The 24,385-nt window shown below is 43.6% G+C and carries 27 protein-coding genes; 22 read left to right on the top strand and 5 right to left on the bottom strand.

The genetic code is table 11. The annotated features are described in order from the left end of the window. Positions 1-277: 277 nt before the first annotated feature. The 4 genes from FHS45_RS07370 to FHS45_RS07355 all read right to left on the bottom strand — a co-directional run bounded on the left by FHS45_RS07370 (position 278) and on the right by FHS45_RS07355 (position 4,476). The gene (locus FHS45_RS07370) at positions 278-1,648 is read right to left on the bottom strand and encodes an aldehyde dehydrogenase (RefSeq protein ID WP_062446547.1); all 1,371 of its coding nucleotides are present in this window, start codon (positions 1,646-1,648) and stop codon (positions 278-280) included. A gap of 13 nt (positions 1,649-1,661) precedes the next feature. Next, positions 1,662-2,591 carry a ribonuclease Z gene (gene rnz / locus FHS45_RS07365; RefSeq protein ID WP_062446545.1) on the bottom strand — a complete coding sequence of 310 codons (930 nt, stop codon included), beginning with the start codon at positions 2,589-2,591 and terminating at the stop codon, positions 1,662-1,664. A 102-nt stretch (positions 2,592-2,693) separates the two neighbouring features. Next, positions 2,694-3,713 carry an NADPH dehydrogenase NamA gene (namA, locus tag FHS45_RS07360; protein WP_062446543.1) on the bottom strand — a complete coding sequence of 340 codons (1,020 nt, stop codon included), beginning with the start codon at positions 3,711-3,713 and terminating at the stop codon, positions 2,694-2,696. A 31-nt stretch (positions 3,714-3,744) separates the two neighbouring features. Next, positions 3,745-4,476 (bottom strand): glycerophosphodiester phosphodiesterase, encoded by a 732-nt coding sequence (locus tag FHS45_RS07355; RefSeq protein WP_062446541.1) that lies wholly within the window; start codon positions 4,474-4,476, stop codon positions 3,745-3,747. Between the two features lie 79 nt (positions 4,477-4,555). Here FHS45_RS07355 and FHS45_RS07350 point away from each other — a divergent pair, with 79 nt between their 5' ends. The 6 genes from FHS45_RS07350 to FHS45_RS07325 all read left to right on the top strand — a co-directional run bounded on the left by FHS45_RS07350 (position 4,556) and on the right by FHS45_RS07325 (position 10,114). Further along, a complete protein-coding gene (locus FHS45_RS07350; RefSeq protein WP_062446540.1) occupies positions 4,556-6,175 on the top strand; it encodes a M20/M25/M40 family metallo-hydrolase in 1,620 nt (539 codons plus the stop codon). 141 nt (positions 6,176-6,316) lie between these two features. Further along, on the top strand, positions 6,317-7,294 hold the full coding sequence (locus FHS45_RS07345; protein WP_082412083.1) for an MBL fold metallo-hydrolase: 978 nt from the start codon (positions 6,317-6,319) through the stop codon (positions 7,292-7,294). After that, positions 7,291-8,085, top strand: coding sequence for an SDR family NAD(P)-dependent oxidoreductase (locus FHS45_RS07340; RefSeq protein WP_062446538.1), 795 nt, complete (start codon positions 7,291-7,293; stop codon positions 8,083-8,085). Before FHS45_RS07345 ends, FHS45_RS07340 begins: the two co-directional genes overlap by 4 nt. Positions 8,086-8,219: 134 nt before the next feature. Beyond that, the gene (locus tag FHS45_RS07335) at positions 8,220-9,494 is read left to right on the top strand and encodes a Y-family DNA polymerase (protein WP_062446536.1); all 1,275 of its coding nucleotides are present in this window, start codon (positions 8,220-8,222) and stop codon (positions 9,492-9,494) included. Between the two features lie 66 nt (positions 9,495-9,560). Beyond that, positions 9,561-9,893: an iron-sulfur cluster biosynthesis family protein gene (locus tag FHS45_RS07330; protein ID WP_062446534.1), complete on the top strand. Its 333-nt coding sequence runs from the start codon at positions 9,561-9,563 to the stop codon at positions 9,891-9,893. Next, positions 9,890-10,114, top strand: coding sequence for a DUF3886 domain-containing protein (locus tag FHS45_RS07325; RefSeq protein ID WP_062446532.1), 225 nt, complete (start codon positions 9,890-9,892; stop codon positions 10,112-10,114). Before FHS45_RS07330 ends, FHS45_RS07325 begins: the two co-directional genes overlap by 4 nt. Before the next feature lie 696 nt (positions 10,115-10,810). Here FHS45_RS07325 and FHS45_RS07320 read toward each other — a convergent pair. After that, on the bottom strand, positions 10,811-11,731 hold the full coding sequence (locus FHS45_RS07320) for an aldo/keto reductase (RefSeq protein ID WP_062446528.1): 921 nt from the start codon (positions 11,729-11,731) through the stop codon (positions 10,811-10,813). Positions 11,732-11,824: 93 nt separating this feature from the next. On the opposite strand from FHS45_RS07320, the gene FHS45_RS07315 reads away from it, so the two are divergent. From FHS45_RS07315 to spoVAC, 16 genes are all read left to right on the top strand, one after another. Then, positions 11,825-12,367, top strand: coding sequence for an NUDIX hydrolase (locus FHS45_RS07315; protein ID WP_181949540.1), 543 nt, complete (start codon positions 11,825-11,827; stop codon positions 12,365-12,367). A 2-nt stretch (positions 12,368-12,369) separates the two neighbouring features. Further along, positions 12,370-13,545 carry an endonuclease Q family protein gene (locus FHS45_RS07310; protein WP_062446524.1) on the top strand — a complete coding sequence of 392 codons (1,176 nt, stop codon included), beginning with the start codon at positions 12,370-12,372 and terminating at the stop codon, positions 13,543-13,545. A 92-nt stretch (positions 13,546-13,637) separates the two neighbouring features. Next, positions 13,638-14,255, top strand: a complete 618-nt coding sequence (gene spoIIM / locus FHS45_RS07305) for a stage II sporulation protein M (protein WP_341829884.1) — start codon at positions 13,638-13,640, stop codon at positions 14,253-14,255. Positions 14,256-14,372: 117 nt separating this feature from the next. Further along, the gene (gene fur, locus FHS45_RS07300; RefSeq protein WP_062446520.1) at positions 14,373-14,825 is read left to right on the top strand and encodes a ferric iron uptake transcriptional regulator; all 453 of its coding nucleotides are present in this window, start codon (positions 14,373-14,375) and stop codon (positions 14,823-14,825) included. A 281-nt stretch (positions 14,826-15,106) separates the two neighbouring features. Continuing rightward, complete coding sequence (locus FHS45_RS07295) at positions 15,107-15,325, top strand: YqzK family protein (protein ID WP_085508759.1); 219 nt, start codon at positions 15,107-15,109, stop codon at positions 15,323-15,325. A 6-nt stretch (positions 15,326-15,331) separates the two neighbouring features. Further along, positions 15,332-16,222, top strand: a complete 891-nt coding sequence (gene xerD, locus FHS45_RS07290; protein ID WP_062446519.1) for a site-specific tyrosine recombinase XerD — start codon at positions 15,332-15,334, stop codon at positions 16,220-16,222. A 97-nt stretch (positions 16,223-16,319) separates the two neighbouring features. After that, positions 16,320-17,498, top strand: a complete 1,179-nt coding sequence (deoB, locus tag FHS45_RS07285; RefSeq protein WP_062446517.1) for a phosphopentomutase — start codon at positions 16,320-16,322, stop codon at positions 17,496-17,498. A gap of 13 nt (positions 17,499-17,511) precedes the next feature. Then, a complete protein-coding gene (locus FHS45_RS07280; RefSeq protein WP_062446515.1) occupies positions 17,512-18,336 on the top strand; it encodes a purine-nucleoside phosphorylase in 825 nt (274 codons plus the stop codon). An 18-nt stretch (positions 18,337-18,354) separates the two neighbouring features. After that, entirely contained in the window at positions 18,355-19,656 is a 1,302-nt protein-coding gene (locus tag FHS45_RS07275) for a pyrimidine-nucleoside phosphorylase (protein ID WP_062446512.1), read from the top strand. 272 nt (positions 19,657-19,928) lie between these two features. After that, positions 19,929-21,092 carry a D-alanyl-D-alanine carboxypeptidase family protein gene (locus tag FHS45_RS07270; protein ID WP_166761378.1) on the top strand — a complete coding sequence of 388 codons (1,164 nt, stop codon included), beginning with the start codon at positions 19,929-19,931 and terminating at the stop codon, positions 21,090-21,092. A 119-nt stretch (positions 21,093-21,211) separates the two neighbouring features. Then, positions 21,212-21,565: an anti-sigma F factor antagonist gene (spoIIAA, locus tag FHS45_RS07265; RefSeq protein ID WP_062446508.1), complete on the top strand. Its 354-nt coding sequence runs from the start codon at positions 21,212-21,214 to the stop codon at positions 21,563-21,565. Next, the gene (spoIIAB, locus tag FHS45_RS07260; protein ID WP_062446506.1) at positions 21,562-22,002 is read left to right on the top strand and encodes an anti-sigma F factor; all 441 of its coding nucleotides are present in this window, start codon (positions 21,562-21,564) and stop codon (positions 22,000-22,002) included. The genes spoIIAA and spoIIAB overlap by 4 nt, the downstream gene beginning before the upstream one ends. A gap of 9 nt (positions 22,003-22,011) precedes the next feature. Continuing rightward, the gene (gene sigF / locus FHS45_RS07255; protein WP_062446504.1) at positions 22,012-22,764 is read left to right on the top strand and encodes an RNA polymerase sporulation sigma factor SigF; all 753 of its coding nucleotides are present in this window, start codon (positions 22,012-22,014) and stop codon (positions 22,762-22,764) included. A gap of 127 nt (positions 22,765-22,891) precedes the next feature. Then, positions 22,892-23,515, top strand: coding sequence for a stage V sporulation protein AA (locus tag FHS45_RS07250; RefSeq protein WP_062446502.1), 624 nt, complete (start codon positions 22,892-22,894; stop codon positions 23,513-23,515). Then, positions 23,496-23,912, top strand: a complete 417-nt coding sequence (locus FHS45_RS07245) for a stage V sporulation protein AB (RefSeq protein WP_062446499.1) — start codon at positions 23,496-23,498, stop codon at positions 23,910-23,912. Before FHS45_RS07250 ends, FHS45_RS07245 begins: the two co-directional genes overlap by 20 nt. Before the next feature lie 17 nt (positions 23,913-23,929). After that, positions 23,930-24,385: a stage V sporulation protein AC gene (spoVAC, locus tag FHS45_RS07240; RefSeq protein WP_062446497.1), complete on the top strand. Its 456-nt coding sequence runs from the start codon at positions 23,930-23,932 to the stop codon at positions 24,383-24,385.

The following is a 24,385-nucleotide window of genomic DNA, read 5'->3' as shown; positions in this document are numbered from 1 at the left end:
GGGGAGGAAATAAGCTCACAATGAAAAAACCACGAAGAAAAACAATTTCTTCGTGGTTTTTTCATTTTAAAGAGGACTTTTGGGACAGCCTCTTTATTTATTGTCTAGGAAATTATAAAATTTTCTTTTTTGGGTAACTTTAAGTGGTTTGTCCCATCCAGCTCCAGCGCCTACCCCCTCGAGGTCTTAAGTCAATCCTCTCTGTGACCAAAAACGTCACGGCGAGGCTTGTCTTAAGCTTGTCGGGGGTGAGCAAGGCGCTTGCGCTTTTGTTCTACTATTTCAGTAATTTTTTGATGATTTTCAATCCTATTTTTGAGCCTGGGTAGCGGATGCTGTAGTCGAATTTGGTTGTTTGCTTTGTCATACTCTTTTGATGGGAGAATGTCTCAAAACTTGCTTTCCCATGATAAGCCCCCATGCCGCTGCTGCCGACCCCGCCGAAGGGAAGGTGAGGGTTAGCAATATGATAGAGGGTGTCATTGATACAACCGCCGCCAAAGGATAGCGTTTCCGTCACGAATTTCTGCTGTTTTTCTTTTTGGCCGAAGTAGTAGAGAGCTAAGGGTTTCTCTTTATCTTGAAGGTTATCCACTGCTTCGGTTAGATTCTCAAAGGTCAGTACCGGCAGGATCGGGCCGAATATTTCTTCTTCCATGACTGGGTCAGTCCAACTGATATTATCTATGATGGTAGGTTCGATGATTAATCGTTCCCGATCGGTTCGGCCGCCAGTGAAAATTTGGCCATTATCCAGAAAGTCAGTTAATCGGTCAAAGTGTCCGCTGGAGACGATACTGGTGAAATCCGGGTTTTTCAATGGATTCTTTCCGTACATGCTCTCTATATGCTTATTAATCTTAGCTAACAGTTTATCTTTCACATCCTGGTGAATATAAAGGAAATCAGGTGCGATGCAGGTCTGGCCTGCGTTTGTAAACTTTCCCCAGACAATCCGTTTGGCAGCCAGGTCAAGTTTGGCATCTTTATGGACGATTGCGGGACTTTTTCCGCCAAGTTCGAGAGTGACCGGTGTCAGGTGCTTACTCGCTTTTTCCATCACAATTTTTCCGACTGGAATGCTCCCGGTGAAGAAGATGTAATCAAACCGTTGGTCGAGCAATGCCTGACTTGTTTCTTTTCCACCTTCGATGACGGTGAAGAAACCAGGTTCAAAGGTTTCAGCGACCATTTCCTCCAGCAGCGAAGAAACCTTCGGGGTAAGCTCGGATGGCTTCAGAATCACAGTATTGCCAGCAGCTATGGCTCCGATGACCGGAGCGAAAGCCAGGTTGATCGGATAGTTCCATGGAGCGATAACGAGTACATTTCCATAGGGTTCTTTTATGATATAATTTTTCGAGCCTTTATGAGTAAGAGGAGTTTTAACTTCAATTGGTTCCATCCATTCTTCCAAGTGTTTCATATGGTCATCAATCTCACTATAGAGGAAGCCGACTTCGGTAGTGTAAGCCTCGTACTCTGATTTATTCAAGTCGGCATTTACCGCTTCAAGAATAGCAGGCTCCCACTTTTTCAGCATCTTTTTCAGTTTTTTTAATTGAGCGAGACGAAACTCGTATGGCTTGGTGTGACCTTGGCGAAAAAAATCTTTTTGATCTGCTGTTGCTTTCGAGATGATGGACATCGAACATTCCTCCTTACTTGTTAGCCGGGACAGGGTGGTGGTAAAAGTCATAGGCGATTTCTGTATCAGGGAAGATTTCCTGTGCTTCCCGCAACAAATCCTTAACTTTATCTCCCTGATACCTGGAAGATATGTGGCTGATAATCAATTGCTTCACCTCAGCAAGTTTGGCAAGGTTTGCCGCCTGGCGTGTAGTAGAATGGAAGTACGCATGGGCCAATTTTTCATCATCACCAGCAAACGTGGCTTCGTGGACAAGAATATCGGCATGCTTCAAAATATCTGCCAATCTTTCCAGGTACCGGGTATCCCCAAGAATGGCGATTTTTCTTCCTGCCTTAACAGGACCGAGATAATCCTTCCTGCGAATAACCCTGCCATCAGTCAGCTCCGTCGTTTCATTCTTTTTTATTTTTTGGTAAATAGGTCCAGGGGAAATGCCTGCAGCCTTCAGTTTTTCCGGCAGGAGTTCCCCGGGCTGATCTTTTTCCTGGATAATATATCCGAAACTTTCAAGCCCGTGTTCTAGCGGCACGCTCTTTACAGTAATCCCTTCATCCTCAAAAATTGTCTGTTCATCCATCACTTCGACAATTTCAAGGGGATAGGTAAGCCTTGTTCCACTGACACGGAGACTTATCGTAATGTATTCCTTCAACCCTTTTGGGCCATATATTGTACAGGGGGTTTCTCCACCCTGAAAAGAACGGCTGCTCAAAAAACCTGGCAGTCCGTAAATATGGTCGCCATGAAGGTGGGTAATGAATATTTTTTCTACCCGGCGCGGCCGGATATTGGTACGCAGGATCTGGTGCTGGGTGGATTCCCCGCAGTCGAACAGCCAGGTACTCTGCCGTTCTTGAAGCATCTGCAGTGCTAATGCGGAAACGTTCCGTTCTTTTGAAGGGACGCCGGAACCGGTCCCGAGAAAAAATAATTCCATATTCTTTCCTCCTATACCGCTATCTTATCACTGGCTAAGCCACGTGACACGTAGAAAGAAAGATCCGTGCCAAAGAATTGGACGGATCTTTTTGAGAATTTTTTATTTCCATGCCCTTGCATATTGGCGGGGTCCTTCAAGGGTGAATCCTAACTCTTCAGCTGCCTGTCTCGGCCAGTAAGGATTTCGCAATAGAGCGCGACCGATGAATACCAGCTCAGCGCGTTCGTTTTGAACAATCTCTTCTGCTTGAATTCCGTGTGTTATTAGCCCCACCGCTCCTGTGGGAATCGCGGTCCTGCGTTTGATTTCCTCCGCGTACGATAATTGGTACCCGGGAAATGGATGGATGGGAGCTGGCACTACTCCGCCTGAACTGACATCAATCAAGTCAATACCCTGCTTTTTCATCTCTCCAGCATAGTAAAGAAAATCTTTCATCGTATTACCCTCTTCATGATATTCATTCCCTGAAATCCTAACGAACAAAGGGCCATTCCATACTTCTTGGACAGCTGTAATCACTTCTCTCAGAAAACGGTAGCGGTTTTCTGTAGAACCTCCATAATTATCGCTTCGTTTATTAGTAAGAGGAGATAAGAATTCATTGATCAAGTAGCCATGGGCGCCATGGAGTTCGATGATATCAAATCCACTTTCATCAGCTCTTCTGGCAGCATTTTTAAAAGCGGTGATTACATTTTGGATATCTTCCAGGGACATCTCATTCGGAGTTTGCAACTGTTCATTAAAAGGGAGCGGACTGGGTCCATAAATAGGATCTTTCAGATCAGCTTTTCTCCCGGCATGGGCAAGCTGGATGGCAGAAGCAGCACCGTGACGGTGTATCCCTTCATTGATTTGCTTTAATCCTGCTATATGTTCATCGCTCCATATGCCAAGGTCTTCATAGGAAATTCTCCCTTCCGGGACCACAGCAGTAGCTTCCGTCATGACAAGACCGGCTTGTCCGGCAGCACGGCTTTCATAGTGCGCAAAGTGGAAGGGAGCAGCCTTACCGTCCTGCGTGTCGGAAGAATACATACACATCGGGGACATGACGATTCTATTTTTTAGTGTGACGTCTTTTATCCTATATGGGGAAAATAGTTTTGATTCCATGCTATCTCTCCTTTATGACGTATGTTTTTGATTATTGATATAACTCACGGTATTCTTTAGCCAAGTGGGGCACATCTGTAAAAATGCCTTCACATTTAAGCTTAAAACACTTTTTCATTTGGGCAGGGCGGTTTACCGTGTAGCTTCGCAAGGCCAGGTTTTGCTGCATACAATTCTCTGCCAGTTTTTTGTTCAGCAGCCGATACTTTACATGTAACCCATCCACCTGTAACCTTTTTAAATATCCAAACAGGTCAGGGAGCTTTTGAGAAGTTAAAAAGGCCGTTGCCACCTTTGGATCGATTTCCTTCATCCGTTTCATACTGTCGGGATTGAATGAGGAAACGACCGTTTGATCAAGTAACTGGTAGGCCTGTAGAAGGTCATAAACGATTCGCTCCATATTTTTATAATCAATTACATTGTTTTTAAGCTCGATATTTAACACCATAGATTTGTCCTGTACCCACTCTAAAAATTCTTCTAATGTTACAATAGGTGTATCTGAAAATTTCGTGGAAAACCAGCTGCCTGCATCCAGCTTTTTTATTTCTTCATATGTATAATCCTGAACGAAACCGGTACCATTTGTGGTGCGACGCACATTCTCATCATGAATCAAAACCGGAACACCATCTTTAGTCAGCTGGACATCCGTTTCAATACCATCTGCACCTGCCTGGTGGGCTAATTCAAACGCCGGCATGGTATTTTCGGGGGCAAGTTTACTGGCGCCTCTATGGGCATAAATCAAAGTTCCCAATTATGTCACCTCTCGCTATCTACTCTTTTTGATTGTGTGACATTTACTAGTAAAAGTCAATTTAAAGGAGTGGATCAAGATGGAAACCCAATGGAAGACAAAAGAGCAGTTGACGGACCTATTATGTTCCCTTGTCAACTATCCTAGTATTACAGGTAGTAATAATGAAATTGCTATCATTGAATATCTGCAGCACCTATTAGCGACAAAACCCTATTTCAAGGAAAATCCTGACCTTTTGCAAACCTATCCTTTAAAGGATGGGCGTCAGCTCTTGACTGCTCTAGTAAAAAAACCGGAAGCAAAAGATACAATCGTACTGCTCTCCCATGTAGATGTGGTGGGGATTGAAGATTATGGTTCCTTTCAAAATCTGGCCTTCCATCCAAAAGAACTGACCAGAGAATTACAACATCGTCTAAAAGAGCTGCCGGAAGAAGCTGCAAACGATCTGAAAACAGGTGACTGGTTGTTTGGGCGTGGAACCATGGACATGAAAGCAGGCCTGACTGTCCATTTATCTATGCTGGAAAAGGCGATGAATGGAGAGTTTGATGGGAATCTTTTGTTACTCGCGGTCCCTGATGAGGAAGTGAATTCGCTTGGAATGCTTACGGCTTTGCCGGCATTAGACGAATTACAGAAACGGCATGACTTGAATTTTAAAGCAACGATGAACGGGGAACCAATGTTTCGGAAATTTCCAGGTGATACTGCTTACTACTTATATACGGGTTCTATCGGAAAGGTGCTTCCTGGTTTTCTTTGCTATGGAAAAGAAACACATGTAGGAGAGCCCTTTGCCGGGTTGAATGCTAATCTGATGATCAGTTATCTTGCGCAAGAATTGGAATTAAGTGAGGATTTTATCGAAACGGTGGGTGAGGAAACGACACCCCCGCCAATCAGCCTGATGCAGCGTGATTTAAAAGAGGAATACTCCGTTCAGACCCCTCAGTCTGCTGTGGCTATGTATAACGTCCTTTATATGGAGCAGACGATTGCAGATATAAACGATAAGCTGCTTACGGCAGCAGAAAGAGCGAGGGAAAAGATCCTCAAGCATTATAATGATAAGGCAGGGTATTATATTTCCGAAAAGGAACGCGAATACCTGGAAATGACGGTGACGGTACTGACCTATGAACAATTATACCGGGAGGCTGAGAAAAGGTATGGGAAAGGGGAGGTAGAAAGGCGTCAGAACCTGCTGACTTCCCAAAGGGATCAAGGGGATCGTGATTTTTCTACCCTGCTCGTTCAGGATCTTGCTTCGTTATGTAAAGATATCGGGCCAATGATTGTTCTGTTTTACAGCCCGCCGTTCTATCCATCCGTTTCATCAAAAAAAGATCCGCTCATTGAAGCGACGGTGAAGGATTGTCAATCATATGCCAGCCAAACATATGGAGTTGATCTGAAAAATGTCGAATATTTTGCCGGGCTGTCTGACTTGAGTTTCCTAGGTCCGGTATCTTCTGACTCCCCACTTGAAGATCTTTTGAAGTTGATGCCGATACAGGGGCGGGGGTTTGAACTGCCTGAGGATGTGATGAAAACCTTGAATATGCCGGTCATTAATGTCGGTCCGTTAGGGAAGGACCCGCATCAATGGACAGAACGGCTCGAACTGACTTATTCCTTCGAGTATTTGCCAGAGCTTCTTCAATATACATTAAAAAAGCTGTTAGAAAACTGAGCCTTCAGCTGGTCCGATAACCATCGGATCAGCTTTTAACTTATAAGTTCGTTAATCCCAAAAAAGATGAGGGAATGGAAAAATTATGCTACAATGGTATAATTAAAATGAATGACTATTCAGTAAGAGAGAGGAATTCAGATGACTATCGTGAAGCAAAAAATCAGTCAAATAACCGTACCTACTCCTTATGCGGTAGGGGATGTCCATATTTATGTAATGGAAGGAGAACGTCTCTCAATTATTGACGCAGGGGTGAAGACCGATGAAGCCTGGGCTGCGTTTGTTTATCAATTGAAGCAGATTGGTTATGAACCAAAAGATATTGAACAGGTAGTTTTGACTCATCATCATCCCGACCATATCGGTCTGATTGAGTATTTTCCACGTCTTGAAGAAGTGGTCGCTCATCCTCAAGTCGATCAATGGCTTAAGAGAGAACCAGATTTCTTGCAGCATTACCAAAACTTTTTCCAGGCTTTATATCACCAGGCAGGGGTCCCGGAGCAATACCTCCGCTTTTTGAAACAACTGCGCAACCCTCTTGGTGATGTAGCAAAAGGGAATCTCACCAGCATGATACTTGAAGGCGACTCCCTGCCTGGACATGAAGAATGGGAAGTAATTGCTACACCTGGCCACGCACAGAGTCACTTGTCTTTTTATCGCGAAAAGGACGGAGCTCTGCTGGGAGGCGATCATTTGCTTGAACATATCTCTCCTAATCCGTTGCTTGAGCCACCTTATCAACCTGGTGAAGAGAGACCTAAGCCGATGCTCCAGTATCGCAGCTCCTTAAAAAAATTGCTTTCGTATGATATTGAACATGTCTACCCCGGGCATGGAAAGACATTCACTAACGCGGCCCACTTGATTAACCGGCGTTTAGAGAGTCAGGAAAAACGGGCGACTAAAGTGCGGGAAATCATTGGAGAGGCAGAGATGAATATTTTCCAGATTTGCGCTTGTTTGTTTCCGAACCAATACGAGAAACAATTCGGTCTTACCATGTCTGAAACCATTGGTCAGCTTGATTATCTGGAGGACATAAAAGCTGTGAAAGCAAGCGTGGATGATGGTGTGATTCTTTATCAAAACCTGGAGGGTTCTCATCTATGAATCCCTTCTTAAAAGAGAAGAAAGTATTGATTACCGGAGCATCCGGGGGAATCGGTAGGTATATTGCCATTCATGTTGCCAGGAACGGAGGAAGTCCTATCCTGGTAGCCCGTTCTGCTGATAAGCTGGAGACAACAGCGAACATATTGAAAGAAAAATTCGATGTCTCGTGCCACTGGTATCAGGCTGACTTTAGCAGAGATACAGAATCGAAAGGGATCAGTGAACAAATTTTAGCGGAACATGAATCGATTGATGCTCTAATCAACAATGCCGGGATGGGCATCTTTGACTATTTCGCTGAGTCTGAATGGGAAGATATCAACCGGATGATCCAGGTGAATATTACCTCTTTGCTAAGAATGACACACCAGGTGCTCCCCCGGATGATAGAGCAGGAATCCGGGCACATCGTCAACATAGCTTCCCAGTCAGGAAAGATGGCGACACCTAAGTCTGCCGTTTATGCCGCAACGAAACATGCTGTATTGGGCTTCACCAATGCTTTGCGCCTGGAAGCGGAGCCTCAGGGCATATTGGTCACAGGAGTAAACCTTGGTCCTGTCCGCACTGGTTTCTTCGACCAGGCTGATCCTTCAGGTGCTTACCGTAATGCTGTGGATTCATGGATGCTTGACGCTAACCGGGTTGCCAATCGGATCGTTAAGCAATTATTCAGACCGAGCAGGGAAATCAATCTTCCGGTCTGGATGGAAGCGGGTAGTAAGCTGCACTACCAATTCCCTGGCTTGACAGAAAAACTCCTCCACAAACAATTCAATAAAAAATAGCCTGGCAATGTCTTTTGCCGGGTTTTTTCTATTGAGGTTCAGCCAGCAGCTCTTTTTTACAATGATTCCCTCTTGCATATACGAACACACATTCTCATAATATAAGGTGAGATCAAAAGAGAGGTGTGACGGAAATGAGTAATCCGGTAATCGATTACAATTTATTTCCGGAACGTCGAGTCCTGTGTGTGGATATGAAGAGTTTTTATGCCAGCTGCGCCGCCATTTTACGGGGGCTTGATCCGATGACCTGCCATTTAGCAGTGGTGGCGGATACGAATCGCAGGGGGAGTGTAGTGTTAGCCGCATCCCCGGCCATGAAGAAGGACTACGGCATTCGCACAGGGAGCCGGCTGTTTGAAATACCGGATGACCCAGATATTGTTATTGTATCCGCGCAGATGAGTACCTATTTAGAGATTTCCACTGAGGTTACGAGGTTGTTTCATAAATATGTACCCAAAGAATCCATCCATACTTATAGCGTGGATGAAAGCTTTCTTGAGGTCGATGGAAGCGAGCGGATGTTCGGCGAAGCGGAAGAGATAGCAACGATGATTTTGAAGGAACTGGAAGATACCTTCCATCTCAAGGCGGCAATCGGAATTGGCCCAAATATGCTGATGGCCAAGCTGTGTCTTGATTTGGAAGCGAAGAAAAAAGGTGTCGCCGTCTGGACATATGAGGACGTCCCGGAAAAACTGTGGCGGGTTGCCCCACTCAGAGAGATGTGGGGGATCGGTCCGCGCCTGGAAAGAAGACTGAACCGGATGGGGATTACGACCGTCGGCCAGCTTGCGCATTATCCGTTGGATCGGCTCGAAAAAGTATTCGGCGTCATGGGCAATCAATTGTTCTATCATGCGCATGGGATCGATTTATCGGAGCTTGGTGCTCCTATCATCCAGGGGCAGATCAGTTATGGGAAAAGCCAGATTCTGCTGCGTGACTATCATGACCCGTCCCATGTGAAACACGTCATGCTGGAAATGTGTGAAGAGGTGGCGAGGCGGGCGCGGAGCAACGATAAAGCGGGACGGACAATCAGTCTGGGAATCGGCTATAGTAAAACGGAAGGAGGCGGCGGCTTTCATCGTTCGCGCAGCCTCGACCAGCCGACCAACATTACCATGGATATTTATTATACGTGCCTGCAGCTGTTTAAAGAGTTCTATGAGGAAAAGACGGTGCGGAGTATATCTGTCGCCTTGTCTAATATCAGTGAAGACACGAGCATCCAATTGGATTTATTCGATACGGGAAGGGATCGTAAACGGGAACTCGGTTACGTCATGGATGCCATCCGGGACAAATATGGCAGTGATGCGCTGCTCCGGGGCGTTTCTTATACAGAAGCAGGGACCGCTCTTCATCGAAGCAAACTTGTGGGAGGGCACTTTGCAGAGTAAGTCGGAATGTCTTTTTTGCCTGGAAATAAAAAATTCCTTATGATTATACTCATAGGGGGGATAGAAATGGAATTGAAGATAACTAATGAAGCGAAAGAACAATTGCAAGCGTTGAATCCTGATAACCGCAGGTATTTACGGCTGTATTATGACACGGAAGGCTGTGGATGCGGGGTGAATGGCGTTCCGACCCTCCGTTGGACGGACACAAGAACCGATTGGGATCAAGGTGTAGATAATGAGGATTTTGAAGTGATTCTTCACCAACAGCAGGCCGTCTTTTTTGAGAAGAGTCTCCGGCTGGAAATAGTGAATGGGAAGCTTCGCTTAAGCAGCCCGAACGGAGTTCTCAATCCTGTAATCCCAGGTTCGGAAGTGATGAAAGGAGACAGCGCATGAGTAAGAAACGTATCAACGAGCAAGGCTCGTTGAGTGACCGGCTGAATGCCGATATCGTCAGCCAATTGAAGTCAAAAAAATCACAGTTGAAACAAAAGGAAGAGCAGGACAAGGAACGAGAGAGAAAGCGTAAAATAGAGGAACGAAAGAAGAAAGAAGCAAATAAGAGTTTTGAAGAACTGCTCGAAGAAAGTGAAATGGACTGGAAAAAGTTCAAGTAAACGGCTGCCTGTGGAGCATACTCCATCAGGCAGTCTGATTTTATTTAAAGCTTTGTTAAACCACATGTTGATATTAAAGTTAAGCTCCCAATTGCTGAAGACTCAGTTTCGAAACGTTAAGTAGCGGTTATGGTGGCTGGGAAAACGGATCGCTTTCCGTGGGCATGGGGTGAGCTTCCTCAGGCTTCGCCTTGCGGGATCTCACCGCTCATGTTCATCCCATAGGACTTTGAATAAGCTTCTTGAATAAACACCGCACGAAGGAAATGCGTAGCATTTTCGAGGAGTCTCGCAATTTCCCGGCCCTCCTTGCGTTTATGGGAAAGCAGTACTTCAACAATAGTGAGCTACTTATAAAAGCCTGCTTGTAACCTTCAACCTCGAGTCATATTATTCGGTAATCGTGGAAGATTTTTTCAGCTATGCGGGGTTCTTTTCTCTCATCCTTCGGATGGGGTGGTTGGGAAACTGCGAGACTCCCGTGGGAGAAGGATCTAGGCGAGATCCCACAGGGCGATAGCCCGAGGAAGCTCGCCAGTTCCCAAACCAGCCCTGACACTATTATGGTAAAGACCCCTCAGATATCTCGAAATCAAGTCTTCGACTTTTCGGCCCGATAGTTGAATAAGTCTAAATCTACAACAACATTTATCTGAGACTTTTTAAAGCACCTAAGAACAGGGCGGATTTCAGGTATTACCGGTGTTTTTGATAGGTGATCGGGCTGGTCAACGCCTGGATTTCACCATAAATCTGCTCGGTCAATGGAGCGGCTTCCAGGAAGCTCAAGTTGTCTTCTACCTGTTCCAAGGAGCTTGCTCCAAATACGGCCGTAGCTACAGCTGGGTGGTGCAGGACATATTGAAGAGCCAGCGCGTTGAGTGTACGTGCTTCATTACCATAATCCTCAAGTTTTTCAGTCAGTGCCAGCATCTCTTCATAACTATAATCCAGGAATCCGTCTTTTGCCTTCGCCTCCGCAACTTTTGCTCCTTTATTGCTGAGCATCCCTTTGGCAAGCGGTCCGCGGGCGAGGACACTGATATTATTGTTGTGAAGCAGGTCGAGGATTTCTTCTTCCGGCCGGCGGTCTAACATATTATATTGCATCATGACACTTACCATGCTGGAACGCTCGACATATTCACGGATGACATTTGGGCGGATTGATGAAATTCCATACTCTCTAATTAGACCATCCTGCTTCAAATCTTCAAAAGCTTCTAATGTTTCTCCAATGTTATCATCTATCGTACCCCCGTGGAGCTGATAGAGGTCGATGTAATCGGTCTGAAGCCGCTGAAGGCTGTCTTTTACGCCATTTTTGATATGTTCCTTCGATGGGTCCCAATGCCAATCCTCTTTCTCTTTATCAAAATGGTTTCCAACTTTGGTGCCGAGAATGATATCTTCACGCCGGTGTTTGATCGCTTTTCCTACTACCTTTTCATTCTCGCCGAAATCATATAAATCAGCGGTGTCTAAATAGTTGATTCCGGCATCCAGCGCTCGGTCGATGATATCCTTTGCTTTACTCTCCTCTGTTCCGAGGTTCATGCAGCCCAGGCTGATTTCGGATAGATAAAGGTCTGATTTTCCCAGTTGTCGTTTATTCATCGTACCATCCCTTTCCTAGAAAATAGTTATAACCGCCATTCTCAATATGTTAGAATGGCGGTAGTGTGCGCGATAGCAGAGAGGGGTATTTTTGTGAAAAAATTTGAAGAAAAAACAATAGATACAGAGAAGATATTTGACGGGAAAGTAATTAAACTTCAGGTAGACAGTGTTACTTTACCCGATGGCAACACATCTAAACGAGAATTAATCAAACATCCTGGTGCTGTAGCGATTATAGCATTGACAGAGGAAAATAACATCGTTTTCGTTGAACAATACCGCAAAGCTTTGGAGAAAAGCATCCTGGAAATCCCAGCTGGGAAGCTGGAAGATGGAGAAGCACCAGAGGTTACTGCTAAACGCGAACTGGAAGAAGAGACAGGATATACGACGGACCACCTGGAACTTGTCACCTCCTTTTACACTTCGCCGGGGTTTGCAGATGAACTTGTGTATGTATATTTCACAAACCAGCTGAAACGCCTGCAGGAGGACATTGCAGGAGATGAGGATGAATTTGTTGAAAAGTATGAACTTCCTCTTGGGGAAGCGGAACGTCTCATGGAAGAAAAGCGTATTCATGACGCCAAAACTGCCTATGCGCTGCTTTATTTGAAAACCAGGGGAGAATGAAGATGTCTTTTTCAATCTATAACGTCGACCTTCATATTCATATTGGAAGAGACTGGAATGGACGCCCGGTCAAAATCAGTGGGGGCAAATCGCTCACGCTGACAAATATTTTGAGGGAAGCAAGCAGACGAAAAGGAATGGAGATCATTGGAGTGATTGACAGCCACGCACCCAGCGTACAGGCGGAGCTTGAAGATTTCCTTTCGAGCGGACGGGCTCAGGAGATGGCGGGAGGAGGTATCCGCTATGAGAATACCACGTTGATTTTAGGTTCAGAAATAGAAATCTATGATGACTTCTGCCAGGGACCGATTCATGTGTTGTGCTATTTCCCTTATTTTTCATTGATGAAAGAGTTCACCACTTGGCTGTCTGCACGAATGAAAAATATAAATTTGAGCTCTCAGCGCTATTATGGAACAGCAGGGGAACTGCAGGATTATGTCCAAAGCCTTGGTGGCTGGTTTATTCCCGCCCATGTGTTCACTCCGTTCAAAAGCCTATACGGCAAAGGGGTTCATAAATCGTTAGCGGAAGTACTGAACCCGGAAAAAATTGATGCCATAGAATTAGGTTTGAGCTCTGATACAGACATGGCAGATAGTATTGAGGAATTATCCCGTTATCCATTCGTTTCTAACTCAGACGCCCATTCTTTAGGAAAAATCGGCCGGGAATATCAGAGGGTAGAACTTCTTGAACCTACGTTTCAAGAATTAGGCTTAGCACTCAAAGGTCAGCAAGACAGGAGAGTATTGGCCAATTATGGTATGAATCCATTGTTAGGCAAATACCATCAAACCGTCTGCAACGACTGTGGCGCTACATTAGCAGAGTACAAAGTTCCTTGCCCGGTCTGTCATTCCAAAAAGGTAATTAAAGGTGTGGCGGAAAGGATAGAAGAACTTGCTTCGCCGAACGCCACTATCAAGAATCGTCCCCCTTACATCTACCAGGTGCCTCTTGAATATTTGCCTTCTCTTGGTCCGAAGACTTATGAAAAGCTTCTTGATGTCTTCGGTACGGAAATGGCTGTGATTCATCATGCGAAGAGAACGGAATTAAGAGAAGTCGTTCCGGATAAACTTGCGAAAGGGATTATGGCATTGAGGAAAGGAGAACTAGCAATTGATGCCGGCGGGGGAGGCAAGTATGGGAAGATCAGGAGAAATTCATAGAAACATTGGTCTACTTCCTTCCATCACTTCATAGAGTTGTAATAGATAGCTTGGAAGGGGTGGAGGAACGGATGTACGCACAGCAGCGGGTTTTGAAGAATCATTTTACCAGTTATATGAATATTTATATTTTCATTTCCGTGCTATTTTTAATTGGAATCATTTTTGGAGCTATTATCGTTAACAGTATGAATTTTATCCAAAAACAGGACTTGTACTTTTATTTGAATCAATTTTTTCAGCAGATGATGAATACAGATGTCGTATCAAAGCCGACTCTATTTTGGGATAGCCTTGCTTATCACTTGAAATATATGTTGCTGATATTTATATTAGGAATTTCTGTTATTGGTATGCCGATCATCACCGTATTGCTATTCATTAAAGGTTTGGTCGTTGGATTCTCTGTAGGGTTCCTCGTAAATCAGATGGGATGGTATGGGCTTTTGATTTCTTCCGTTTCGATTGCTCCACAGAATCTATTGATTATACCGATTTATTTAATAGCTGGAGCATTAGCTATGATTTTTTCCATCACCTTATTCCGGCAGCTTTTTTCGAAGCGGGTACATCAACCGATCATGACAATTTTTCTTCAATATGGGATTCTTTTTTCCATCTTAATCGCATGTCTTGTCATTGCAGCTTTTATAGAAGCCTTTCTCTCTAACCAAACGCTGGAATGGGTTGTAAAATGGCTTTATAAATAATTGGGTATTGTATTATTTAATAATAATTACAAACAATAAATTATAATGATTGTAATTTGACACTGGTTCCTTCTGTGCTTATAATTAAAATGGAATTGCGCGGGAGGGGGACGCTACATGGAACATCGGATCGAACGGATTAAAAAGCAGTTGCATTCTCAAAGCTATAAACTAACACCTCAACGAGAAGCGACGGTACGAGTATTGCTGGAAAATGAAGAGGATCATTTAAGTGCTGAAGATGTTTACCTCCTTGTAAAAGAGAAGGCGCCTGAGATAGGACTGGCTACAGTCTACCGGACATTGGAGCTATTATCTGAATTGAAAATTGTTGATAAAATAAATTTCGGGGACGGTGTTTCCCGGTATGATTTACGAAAAGAAGGTGCGGAACATTTTCACCATCACCTTGTTTGTATCGAGTGTGGATCAGTGGAAGAGATTGAAGAAGACCTTCTTGGGGATGTAGAAAAAATAGTGGAAAACCAGTGGGGATTCCAGGTGAAGGATCATCGACTGACTTTTCATGGAATATGCCGGGTCTGTCAAAAAGAAACAGTTAAATCCTGATGGACCGGTTAATGGTATAAATTGTACAATGGTGAATGCGGTAATCGTGTTCACTTTTTTGTTGTTTTTTGCAGCTAGGCAAGGTGCTTAATGTGATAAAATATATAGGTGTAAAGGGTGGCAGGAGACCCATTTCAAGGTGTCTTCAGGTGGAGATCGGAATTTCTTTACATTCTATTAGAATTATTGTACGTTTAAAGTAGATTGGAATCTTCTTTTTATGTATATTTTCCGATAGGAATGGCATACCTTGTTAAGGAGATAGACAAGGGGGCGTGCTGATGAAACACGTTTGGTTGTTCCTCAAGGATACATTGAAGGTTCTCATTATATTTGTCCTTTGTACTTCCTTTTTTTATATGGCTTTACGAATGGTTCATCAGGAATATGAGCGCTATCATCGTTATGATGAACCGAAAGGGGCTGCTGTGAAAGTATTCAATCAGGAAGATATCAGCTGGCCAGAGCGGTTATCGATTTTTTTTCAATTGGGAGAGTAGAGACGTATGCTGAAGCATGCATTGGAGGATTTTTTCCACTATTTAACTGTGGAAAGAGGGTTATCGGAGAATACAATTAAGTCCTATCAACGTGACTTAAGACAATATGGTAATTTTTTGGATGATAGTTTTTCGATTAATGATTGGGATGAAGTGTCAAGGTCACATATCATGCAATACATGTATCATTTAACGGATGAAGGCCGCTCTTCTGCTACGATAGCTCGGCTTTTATCATCTCTTCGGCTTTTTCATCAATTTTTAGTCAGGGAAAAGCTGAGCAGCCATGATCCGAGCCTGCATATCGAGACTCCCAAAAAAGAGCGCAAGCTGCCGAAAGTACTTTCCATGGCAGAGGTGGACAAGTTGTTGAACTTGCAAGGAAATGATCCACTTACCATTCGTAACCGGGCGATGCTTGAGATGTTATACGCTACTGGTTTGCGCGTGTCTGAACTGGTTTCTTTGAAAGTGACAGACCTGCATCTTACCATGGGATTTGTCAGATGTTTCGGAAAAGGGGCGAAGGAGCGTATTATTCCGCTGGGAGATATGGCTAAGGAAGCTGTCGAAGACTATTTAAACCGCTCACGTCCAAGCCTGCTCAAGAAAAAGCAGACGGAAGAACTTTTTGTCAATCATCATGGTAATTCATTATCAAGGCAGGGTTTTTGGAAGATATTGAAAGCGGTTGCCCGTGATGTCGGGATTCAAAAGCCAATAACCCCTCATACATTGCGGCACTCATTTGCCACTCATCTGTTAGAAAACGGGGCTGACTTGCGAGCTGTCCAGGAAATGCTGGGGCATGCTGATATTTCAACTACACAGGTATACACACATGTAAGTAAAACGCGATTAAAAGACGTTTATCGCTCGTACCATCCGCGAGCATAAACTCTTTTTTACAAAATTAGTTGTCTGACATCCTACATCTCGATGTTTTGTGTGAAAATGGTAAGGATAAGGAATGTAATCAATAGGAGGTTTTATCATGAATGAATTCAAGCGAGTATTTTTGATTGTAATGGATTCAGTAGGGATCGGTGAGGCGCCTGATGCTGCTAAGTTCAATGATGAAGGAGCGAATACGCTTGGCCATATCGCTGAACATATGGACGGATTGAATATGCCGAATATGGGGGAGTTAGGCATAAGCAACATTCGCAATATTAAAGGGATTGAAGAGGCTGCTAAGCCAAAAGCTCATTATACTACAATGCAGGAAGCTTCTAATGGGAAAGATACCATGACTGGCCATTGGGAGATCATGGGCTTGTACATCGATAAGCCTTTCCGTACCTTCCCTGACGGTTTCCCGGATGAGCTGCTCCAGGAACTGGTTCAACGTACTGGACGAAAGATTATCGGCAATAAGCCTGCTTCCGGTACAGAGATTTTAAAGGAATTAGGCGAAGAACATATAAAGACTGGGGCGTTGATCGTATATACATCTGCTGATTCTGTATTGCAGATCGCAGCTCATGAAGATGTTGTGCCCCTTGAAGAATTATATGAAATCTGTGAAACAGCCAGAGAATTGACTCGCGACGAAAAATATATGGTCGGTCGTGTCATCGCACGTCCGTTTGTAGGGGAGCCAGGTGCATTTGAACGGACGCCTAATCGCCATGACTATGCATTAAAGCCTTTTGGCCGTACCGTTATGAATGAAATGAAAGACGAAGGATTGGATGTCATCGCTCTAGGAAAAATTTCGGATATTTATGATGGGGAAGGTGTCACAGAATCCATTCGTACGAGTGATAATATGGACGGAATGGATCAATTAGTGACCTCCATGGATAAAGACTTCCGTGGTTTGAATTTCCTTAACCTTGTCGATTTTGATGCGAAATTTGGTCATCGCCGTGATCCTCAAGGGTATGGGGAAGCATTGGAAGCTTTTGATGCAAGACTTCCACAAGTGTTAGAGAAATTAAAGGAAGATGATTTGTTGTTGATAACTGCAGACCATGGCAATGATCCAATCCATCACGGTACAGATCATACCCGTGAATTGGTGCCGTTGCTTGCCTATCATAAAGGAATCAATGAAGGGAAACGTTTGGAACAGCGTAAAACATTTGCTGATATCGGTGCTACGGTATCCGATAATTTCAATATTAAAATGCCAGAGTACGGTCAAAGCTTTTTGAATGATATTAAATAACGGAGGGTTAACCATGAATATGGAAGAAATTAAACAATCAGCTTCATTTATAATGGATAAGCTGCCAGAAAAACCAAGCGTAGGTTTGATACTCGGTTCAGGGCTTGGGGTGTTGGCAGAGGAAATCAAAAACCCGGTCGTAATTCCATACGGCGAAATTCCTCATTTTCCTGAATCCACAGTATCTGGCCATAAAGGGCAATTGGTTATCGGGAAACTGGAAGGGCATCAAGTTATCGCGATGCAAGGTCGTTTTCACTATTATGAAGGGTATACTATGCAGCAAGTGACATTCCCGGTTCGTGTCATGAAACAATTGGGCATTGAAACAATGTTTGTAACCAATGCTGCCGGTGGTGTCAACAAGGACTTCAATCCAGGGGATCTTATGATCATCAACGATCACATTAACAATATGGGAGATAGTCCGCTGATTGGTAAGAACGACGAGGAAATGGGGCCTCGATTCCCTGACATGTCACAAGCCTATAATAAGGAATTAATTGAAACTGCTCAGAAGTGTGCGGATAATCTAGGTCTAAAGGTGAGAAATGGAGTGTATGTAGGGAATACCGGCCCAGCTTATGAAACAGCAGCCGAAGTCAAAATGCTGCGGACTGTGGGGGGAGATGCGGTAGGAATGTCTACGGTACCAGAGGTTATTGTAGCAAGCCATTCTGGTATTAAGGTTCTGGGCATCTCCTGTATTTCAAATATGGCAGCTGGTATTTTGGATCAGCCGCTTACTCATGACGAGGTTATCGAGACGACAGCACAGGTCCGGGAGGATTTTCTTGGTTTTGTAAAAGAAATCTTAAAGTCAATACCCGCATCTTAATAGGGGAGGATGAGCACAATGAGAATGGTAGACGTGATCCAGAAGAAACGGAATGGGCTTGAGCTTAATGAGGAAGAAATCAAGTTCTTTGTAACAGGATATACAAACGGTGACATTCCTGATTATCAAGCTTCCGCATTAACAATGGCTATTTATTTCAAAGGAATGACAGAAAAAGAGACGGCAACATTGACACAGGCGATGGTAGATTCTGGAGAAACAATTGATCTTTCTGGAATCGAAGGCCATATTGTTGATAAACATTCTACCGGCGGTGTAGGTGATAAAGTTACTTTCATCGTAGGTCCACTGGTTGCATCTGTCGGTGTTCCGGTTGCAAAGATGTCGGGAAGAGGACTTGGTCACACGGGTGGAACGCTGGATAAATTAGAAGCGATTAAGAACTTCCATATTGAAATGACCAAAGAGGAATTCATTAACAACGTCAACACCCACAAGCTGGCTGTAGCTGGACAGACGGGTAACCTGGCTCCGGCAGATAAGAAGCTATATGCTTTGCGTGATGTCACTGCAACAGTGGATTCCATTCCTTTGATTGCCGGTTCCATTATGAGCAAGAAGCTTGCTTCTGGAGCAGACAGTATCGTCCTGGATGTAAAAACGGGTTCTGGAGCATTTATGAAAACGTTGGAAGATTCTGAAGCGTTAGCGCGTGAAATGGTGAATATTGGTAAAAACCTTGGCAGAAACACGGTTGCTGTCATAAGTGATATGAATCAGCCGCTTGGCTACGAAGTTGGTAATGCCAATGAAATTAAAGAAGCGGCAGAGATTTTGCAAGGTAAGAATGTGGAAGACCTCCGCAAACTATCTCTCGAAATCGCATCTCACATGACCGTGTTAGCAGAAGTATTCTCTGATTATAACGAAGCGTATGAAACCCTGGAGAAGAACCTGGAAAACGGGAAAGCATTCGAAGCATTCCGTAACTTTATTGGTGCTCAGGGGGGCGATACTGCGATGATTGATGATTTGGATAAACTTCCACAATCCAAGTATCATGTAGAAGTTACTGCTGAAGAGGATGGCTATGTCTCAGCTATCGACGCCGAATCGATCGGTGTTGCAGCCATGTATCTCGGAGCTGGAAGAGCGACAAAAGATGATACCATCAACCATGCAGTAGGCATTACGCTTAAGAAGAAAATCGGTGATCAAGTTAAAACGGGCGAACCTCTCGTTGTTTTAAACAGTGATGAAGAAAATCCGACAGACTCTATCACTAAAGTGAAAGAGGCATATACCATCACAAAAGAAACAATTACAGCACCTACTTTGATCCATAAAGTAATAAATTAAACCGTCTCTGCCAGGCGCCTCTATCCATCTTAAGGATAGGGGCGATTTTATTTTGAATTAGTCCTCATCCAGGTGTTGGGATGGTTAAGTTATTAAAAATGATCCTCGCTGGTTTTTTCGGAATTGATTCTTCCATAACATGTATATATCTACTCCTTCCTTTTGTTTACATAATAAATATATCGTTTATTAAATAATTTTCTCCGTGTTTCGTAATAAAACGATAGATGGTTGGAAAATATAACTATAACTATGAATGGAGGGAAAAGTGAATGAAGAAGATAGCCATTTATTTTACAGTATTCTTGCTGGTAAATACGTTAATCATCCCCGTAACCTATGGACAGGAGTCCAATCAAATAGAACTTACGGAAGGGACCAAGTCTGCAGTACTGATGGAGAACAGTAGTGGGACCATCCTTTATGATAAGAATGCCCATGAAAAACTTCCCCCGGCAAGCATGACAAAAATTATGACATTGCTTTTGATTATGGAAGCATTAGAGGATAAAACCATTGCGCTTGAAGAAAGTGTCAGAATCAGTGAGCGTGCTGCATCGATGGGAGGGTCACAAATATTTCTTGAAGCCGGAGAAGAAATGACTGTAGCAGATCTTCTCAAAGGAGTAGCTGTGGCCTCTGGTAACGATGCCAGTGTTGCATTAGCGGAGAGAATAGCGGGAAGTGAAGAAGCCTTTGTCCAAAAAATGAATGATAAGGCGAAGGAACTAGGCCTGAAGAATACCAAATTTCAAAATACGACAGGGCTTCCAGAAGAAAACCATTACAGTACAGCTTATGACATGGCAGTAATGGCTCAGAATTTATTAAAGTATGAGGATATAACAAACTACACGAGCATCTATGAAGATTATTTGAGAAAAGGTCAGGAAAATGAGTTTTGGCTGGTAAATACGAATAAGCTGGTTAAGCACTATAAAGGTGTCGATGGACTGAAGACCGGTTATACGAATGAAGCTAAATATTGTTTAACTGCGACTGCTGAGAAGAATGGCATGCGTATGATAGCGGTAGTCATGGGGGCGAAGACACCAAAAGAGAGAAATGCGAATATTGCCAGGATGCTTGATTACTCTTATAACCAGTTTGAAACAGAACAACTCTATGATAAAGGATATGCGATGACCACCTTACATTTAGATCGAGCAGATACCCCTGAATTGGATCTTGTCACCAAAACACCTGTCACTTTATTGAAGCGTAAGGGTGAGAATTTGGAAAATGTCACGACCTCTTTAGAGTACGAGAGTGAGGTTAAGCTTCCGATTGAAAAGGGAAGTCAATTAGCTACTTTGAAGGTGATGCAGGGTGAAAAAGTACTTACTGAAGTTCCTTTGGTAGCAGAGACGAATATTAAACAAGGAAACGTGTGGCAGCTCTTCAAAAGGACGCTGGGTAAGATGGCCCACCGGTGACAAAATGTCAATTAAGCTAAACATTTAGCGTATCTTCACTAGTTTTGTCACCATGCAGGAAATCAGGAAGTCAGTAAAGAAAAAGACTCACTAACGCAAAGAAAGAGGAGGTAAACATAGTGAGTCTAAGTGTCGATTTTGCCCGCAAAGAAGACGTCCTTCTAGTTCGGTTGGTTGGTGAATTGGATCACCATGAAGCGGAGGGTCTTAAGAAAGAATGGAAAGCGATTCTTAATCAGCACCAGGTACGAAATGTTATCTTGAATTTGGAGGGTCTGGATTTCATGGATAGCTCTGGTCTTGGTGTGATTTTAGGCAGATACAAGGAAATTAATGCAATGGGAGGAGAGATGGTTATTTGCTCTATATCTCCTGAAGTCAAACGACTCTTTGATTTATCGGGTATGTTCAAAATCATGAAGCTTGTCGATAATGAAGAGTTCGCATTAGAGATGCTGGGGGTGGCTTCATGAAAAATAGTATGAACCTGGAGTTTTCTAGTATCAGTCAAAATGAGTCATTCGCTCGTGTGACAGTTGCCGCATTCGTAAGCCAGCTTGACCCGACGATGGAAGAACTCACAGAAATCAAGACGGTTGTATCCGAAGCAGTTACTAATGCGATTATCCATGGCTATCATGAACGTCCGGATGGGAAAATATATATTTCCTGCTCGCTCGATGATGGCGAGATGGAACTGATGATTCAAGACCATGGGGAAGGGATCGCGGATATTGAAGAGGCGAGAGAGCCATTATACACATCGAAACCGGAATTAGAACGATCAGGAATGGGTTTCACGATCATGGAAAATTTCATGGACAAGGTCGATGTCATTTCTAGCCCTGAAGAAGGCACGACGGTCCGCTTGATCAAGCATTTAAGTACAAATAAAGCGTATTGTAATTAGGGGCCTGCGATGAATGTGGATGTGAGTCAAAAAAATAAGCGGTTGACTGATGAAGATGTCAGGGCATTGATCGCCCGAAGTCAAAAGGGTGATCAGGAAGCAAGAGACATGTTAGTCGAAAGAAATGTCCGATTGGTCTGGTCGGTAGTGCAGCGATACATCCACCGTGGTTACGATCAGGAAGACCTGTTCCAAATCGGGTGTATCGGGTTGTTGAAGTCCGTAGATAAATTCGACTTGAGCTATGAAGTGAAGTTCTCCACTTATGCTGTGCCGATGATTATTGGTGAAATTCAGCGGTTTATCCGTGATGATGGCAGTGTGAAAGTCAGCAGGTCATTGAAAGAGACAAACAATAAGATTCGGCGGAAAAAAGAAGAATTGACCAAAGAGTATGGCAGATCGCCGACTATCGAAGAAATGGCTAAGGCACTGGAAATGACTACAGAAGAAGTGGTACTTGCCGAAGAAGCAGGCAGGGCGCCTCAATCTATACATGAAACCGTATATGAAAATGATGGAGATCCAATCACCTTACTGGATCAGATGGCTGAAGATGATACCAAGTGGTTTGATAAAATGATGCTACAGGATGTCATCCGCAAACTGGATAAAAGAGAACGACTGATTATTTATCTTCGCTATTTCAAGGATCAGACCCAGACGGAAGTGGCAGAACGCCTTGGCATATCCCAAGTACAGGTATCAAGGTTAGAAAAGAAAATATTGAAAGAGATTAAAGAGCAAATGGAGCCTGATTAATCTCTACGATGGACGCATTGCCTACGATGCGTCTTTTTGTATGTCTTCATACCTGTTTCCCGGTGCATGTTTTTCCCGTTACTATCCATACTAAGAAACAAAGGCTCATGTCGAAAGGGTAGTTTATATGGGAAATATCGTATATGTTCGGCTGCGGAAAAAGGTGGATATGACAAGTTATCGGCCTGTACTCCTTAAAGACATCGCCTATCTCGCTTGTTCTATAACTTTAAAAGAAAAGCTGGAAACACTGCCACTTCACTATATAACGAAAAAAGACAAAAACATCATTGTTATAGATGGTTTTGTAGTAATAGAAAAGATTGCTGAGTCATTTCCAGCGGTTGAGGTTCAGCTCATAGGGCCTCCGCAGACGATCATTACTATTATTACCAAGAAGCGAAAACCTCCATTATGGATGGTTGCAGGCATATGGGTATTGCTATTTGTAGGAGCAGCAATGGCAATCATGAACTTCCACTATGACGTTAGTATGGAAGCGGTGCATCAAAAACTTCATTTTATGCTTACAGGAGAACAGAAGAAACATCCTGTTTGGATTCAAATCCCTTATTCGATAGGGCTTGGACTTGGTATGATCCTATTTTTCAATCATGTATTTAATAAGAAGATCAATGAAGAACCGTCTCCATTAGAAGTAGAAGTGTTTAAGTATCAACAGAGTATGGATTCCTATGTAGCCGTTAATGAAAATAAGGTGGAAAACAACGATGATAACCATTCTTCTTGAAATCCTGATAGGGCTGGCTGCAGGAATAGCAGTAGGAACAGGTTTTGTTGCTTTCCTGACTGTCTTAGGAATCATCCCGCGATTGATGCAATTAAGCGGTGCGACCAACAAAGTACGAAGCTACGAATCAGCTGTAATTATAGGAACCTTTGCAGGAATATATCTTTCTTTCGGTGATCAGGCTATTTTTCTGCCTGATGTCGTCATTGGCATTTGGGGCTTACTGCACGGGATTTTTATCGGTATGCTGGCCGCCGCTCTTACGGAAGTATTGAATGTATTTCCCCTCCTTACGAAACGAATCGGGATGGAGGGGCAGTTATTGTTATTAATGATGGCTCTAGTGCTGGGTAAAATAACCGGCTCTTTATTCCACTGGCTCCTATTCGTGAAATGAAACTTGGAGGTAAGAACATGAGCGATAAATTTGTGCAGGCTCAATACAATAAAACTATTAAAAATTACCAGCCAAAACCAAATTACTTTTGGAACTGTCTGAAGGCTTTTATCGTTGGGGGACTGATATGTGTCATCGGCCAGGCGGTGACAGACTTCTACGTGAACGTACTAAACTTTTCTGAAAAAGAAGCGGTCAACCCTACAGTAACGACGTTAATCTTTACAGCTGCTTTGTTAACCGGCTTTGGTGTATATGATAAACTCGGCCAGTTTGCTGGTGCGGGATCGGCAGTACCGGTCACCGGATTTGCTAACTCGATAACATCTGCCGCTCTCGAACATAAGAGTGAGGGATTAGTTCTTGGCGTAGCTACCAACTTGTTCAAGCTTGCCGGGTCAGTCATCGTATTTGGAGTAGTGGCAGCATATGTTCTTGGCATGCTGAGATATACTTGGCAACATTTCTTCTAG

This window comes from Thalassobacillus devorans (genome assembly GCF_011761345.1).
Taxonomy (GTDB): Bacteria; Bacillota; Bacilli; order Bacillales; family Halobacillaceae; genus Thalassobacillus; species Thalassobacillus devorans.
This window is presented reverse-complemented; position numbering and strand designations above follow the sequence as displayed.

Excerpts from the sequence above, each read along its gene's own strand:
- xerD (WP_062446519.1), top strand. The coding sequence starts at position 15,332 with ATGCTGAAGCATGCATTGGAGGATTTTTTCCACTATTTAACTGTGGAA.
- FHS45_RS07330 (WP_062446534.1), top strand. The coding sequence starts at position 9,561 with ATGGAATTGAAGATAACTAATGAAGCGAAAGAACAATTGCAAGCGTTG.
- FHS45_RS07325 (WP_062446532.1), top strand. The coding sequence starts at position 9,890 with ATGAGTAAGAAACGTATCAACGAGCAAGGCTCGTTGAGTGACCGGCTG.
- FHS45_RS07280 (WP_062446515.1), top strand. The coding sequence starts at position 17,512 with ATGAATATGGAAGAAATTAAACAATCAGCTTCATTTATAATGGATAAG.
- FHS45_RS07310 (WP_062446524.1), top strand. The coding sequence starts at position 12,370 with ATGTCTTTTTCAATCTATAACGTCGACCTTCATATTCATATTGGAAGA.
- FHS45_RS07275 (WP_062446512.1), top strand. The coding sequence starts at position 18,355 with ATGAGAATGGTAGACGTGATCCAGAAGAAACGGAATGGGCTTGAGCTT.
- FHS45_RS07245 (WP_062446499.1), top strand. The coding sequence starts at position 23,496 with ATGATAACCATTCTTCTTGAAATCCTGATAGGGCTGGCTGCAGGAATA.
- deoB (WP_062446517.1), top strand. The coding sequence starts at position 16,320 with ATGAATGAATTCAAGCGAGTATTTTTGATTGTAATGGATTCAGTAGGG.
- fur (WP_062446520.1), top strand. The coding sequence starts at position 14,373 with ATGGAACATCGGATCGAACGGATTAAAAAGCAGTTGCATTCTCAAAGC.
- FHS45_RS07320 (WP_062446528.1), bottom strand. The coding sequence starts at position 11,731 with ATGAATAAACGACAACTGGGAAAATCAGACCTTTATCTATCCGAAATC.
- FHS45_RS07295 (WP_085508759.1), top strand. The coding sequence starts at position 15,107 with ATGAAACACGTTTGGTTGTTCCTCAAGGATACATTGAAGGTTCTCATT.
- FHS45_RS07345 (WP_082412083.1), top strand. The coding sequence starts at position 6,317 with ATGACTATCGTGAAGCAAAAAATCAGTCAAATAACCGTACCTACTCCT.
- spoVAC (WP_062446497.1), top strand. The coding sequence starts at position 23,930 with ATGAGCGATAAATTTGTGCAGGCTCAATACAATAAAACTATTAAAAAT.
- FHS45_RS07370 (WP_062446547.1), bottom strand. The coding sequence starts at position 1,648 with ATGTCCATCATCTCGAAAGCAACAGCAGATCAAAAAGATTTTTTTCGC.
- FHS45_RS07335 (WP_062446536.1), top strand. The coding sequence starts at position 8,220 with ATGAGTAATCCGGTAATCGATTACAATTTATTTCCGGAACGTCGAGTC.
- FHS45_RS07270 (WP_166761378.1), top strand. The coding sequence starts at position 19,929 with ATGAAGAAGATAGCCATTTATTTTACAGTATTCTTGCTGGTAAATACG.
- namA (WP_062446543.1), bottom strand. The coding sequence starts at position 3,713 with ATGGAATCAAAACTATTTTCCCCATATAGGATAAAAGACGTCACACTA.
- FHS45_RS07340 (WP_062446538.1), top strand. The coding sequence starts at position 7,291 with ATGAATCCCTTCTTAAAAGAGAAGAAAGTATTGATTACCGGAGCATCC.
- FHS45_RS07250 (WP_062446502.1), top strand. The coding sequence starts at position 22,892 with ATGGGAAATATCGTATATGTTCGGCTGCGGAAAAAGGTGGATATGACA.
- rnz (WP_062446545.1), bottom strand. The coding sequence starts at position 2,591 with ATGGAATTATTTTTTCTCGGGACCGGTTCCGGCGTCCCTTCAAAAGAA.
- spoIIAB (WP_062446506.1), top strand. The coding sequence starts at position 21,562 with ATGAAAAATAGTATGAACCTGGAGTTTTCTAGTATCAGTCAAAATGAG.
- sigF (WP_062446504.1), top strand. The coding sequence starts at position 22,012 with ATGAATGTGGATGTGAGTCAAAAAAATAAGCGGTTGACTGATGAAGAT.
- FHS45_RS07350 (WP_062446540.1), top strand. The coding sequence starts at position 4,556 with ATGGAAACCCAATGGAAGACAAAAGAGCAGTTGACGGACCTATTATGT.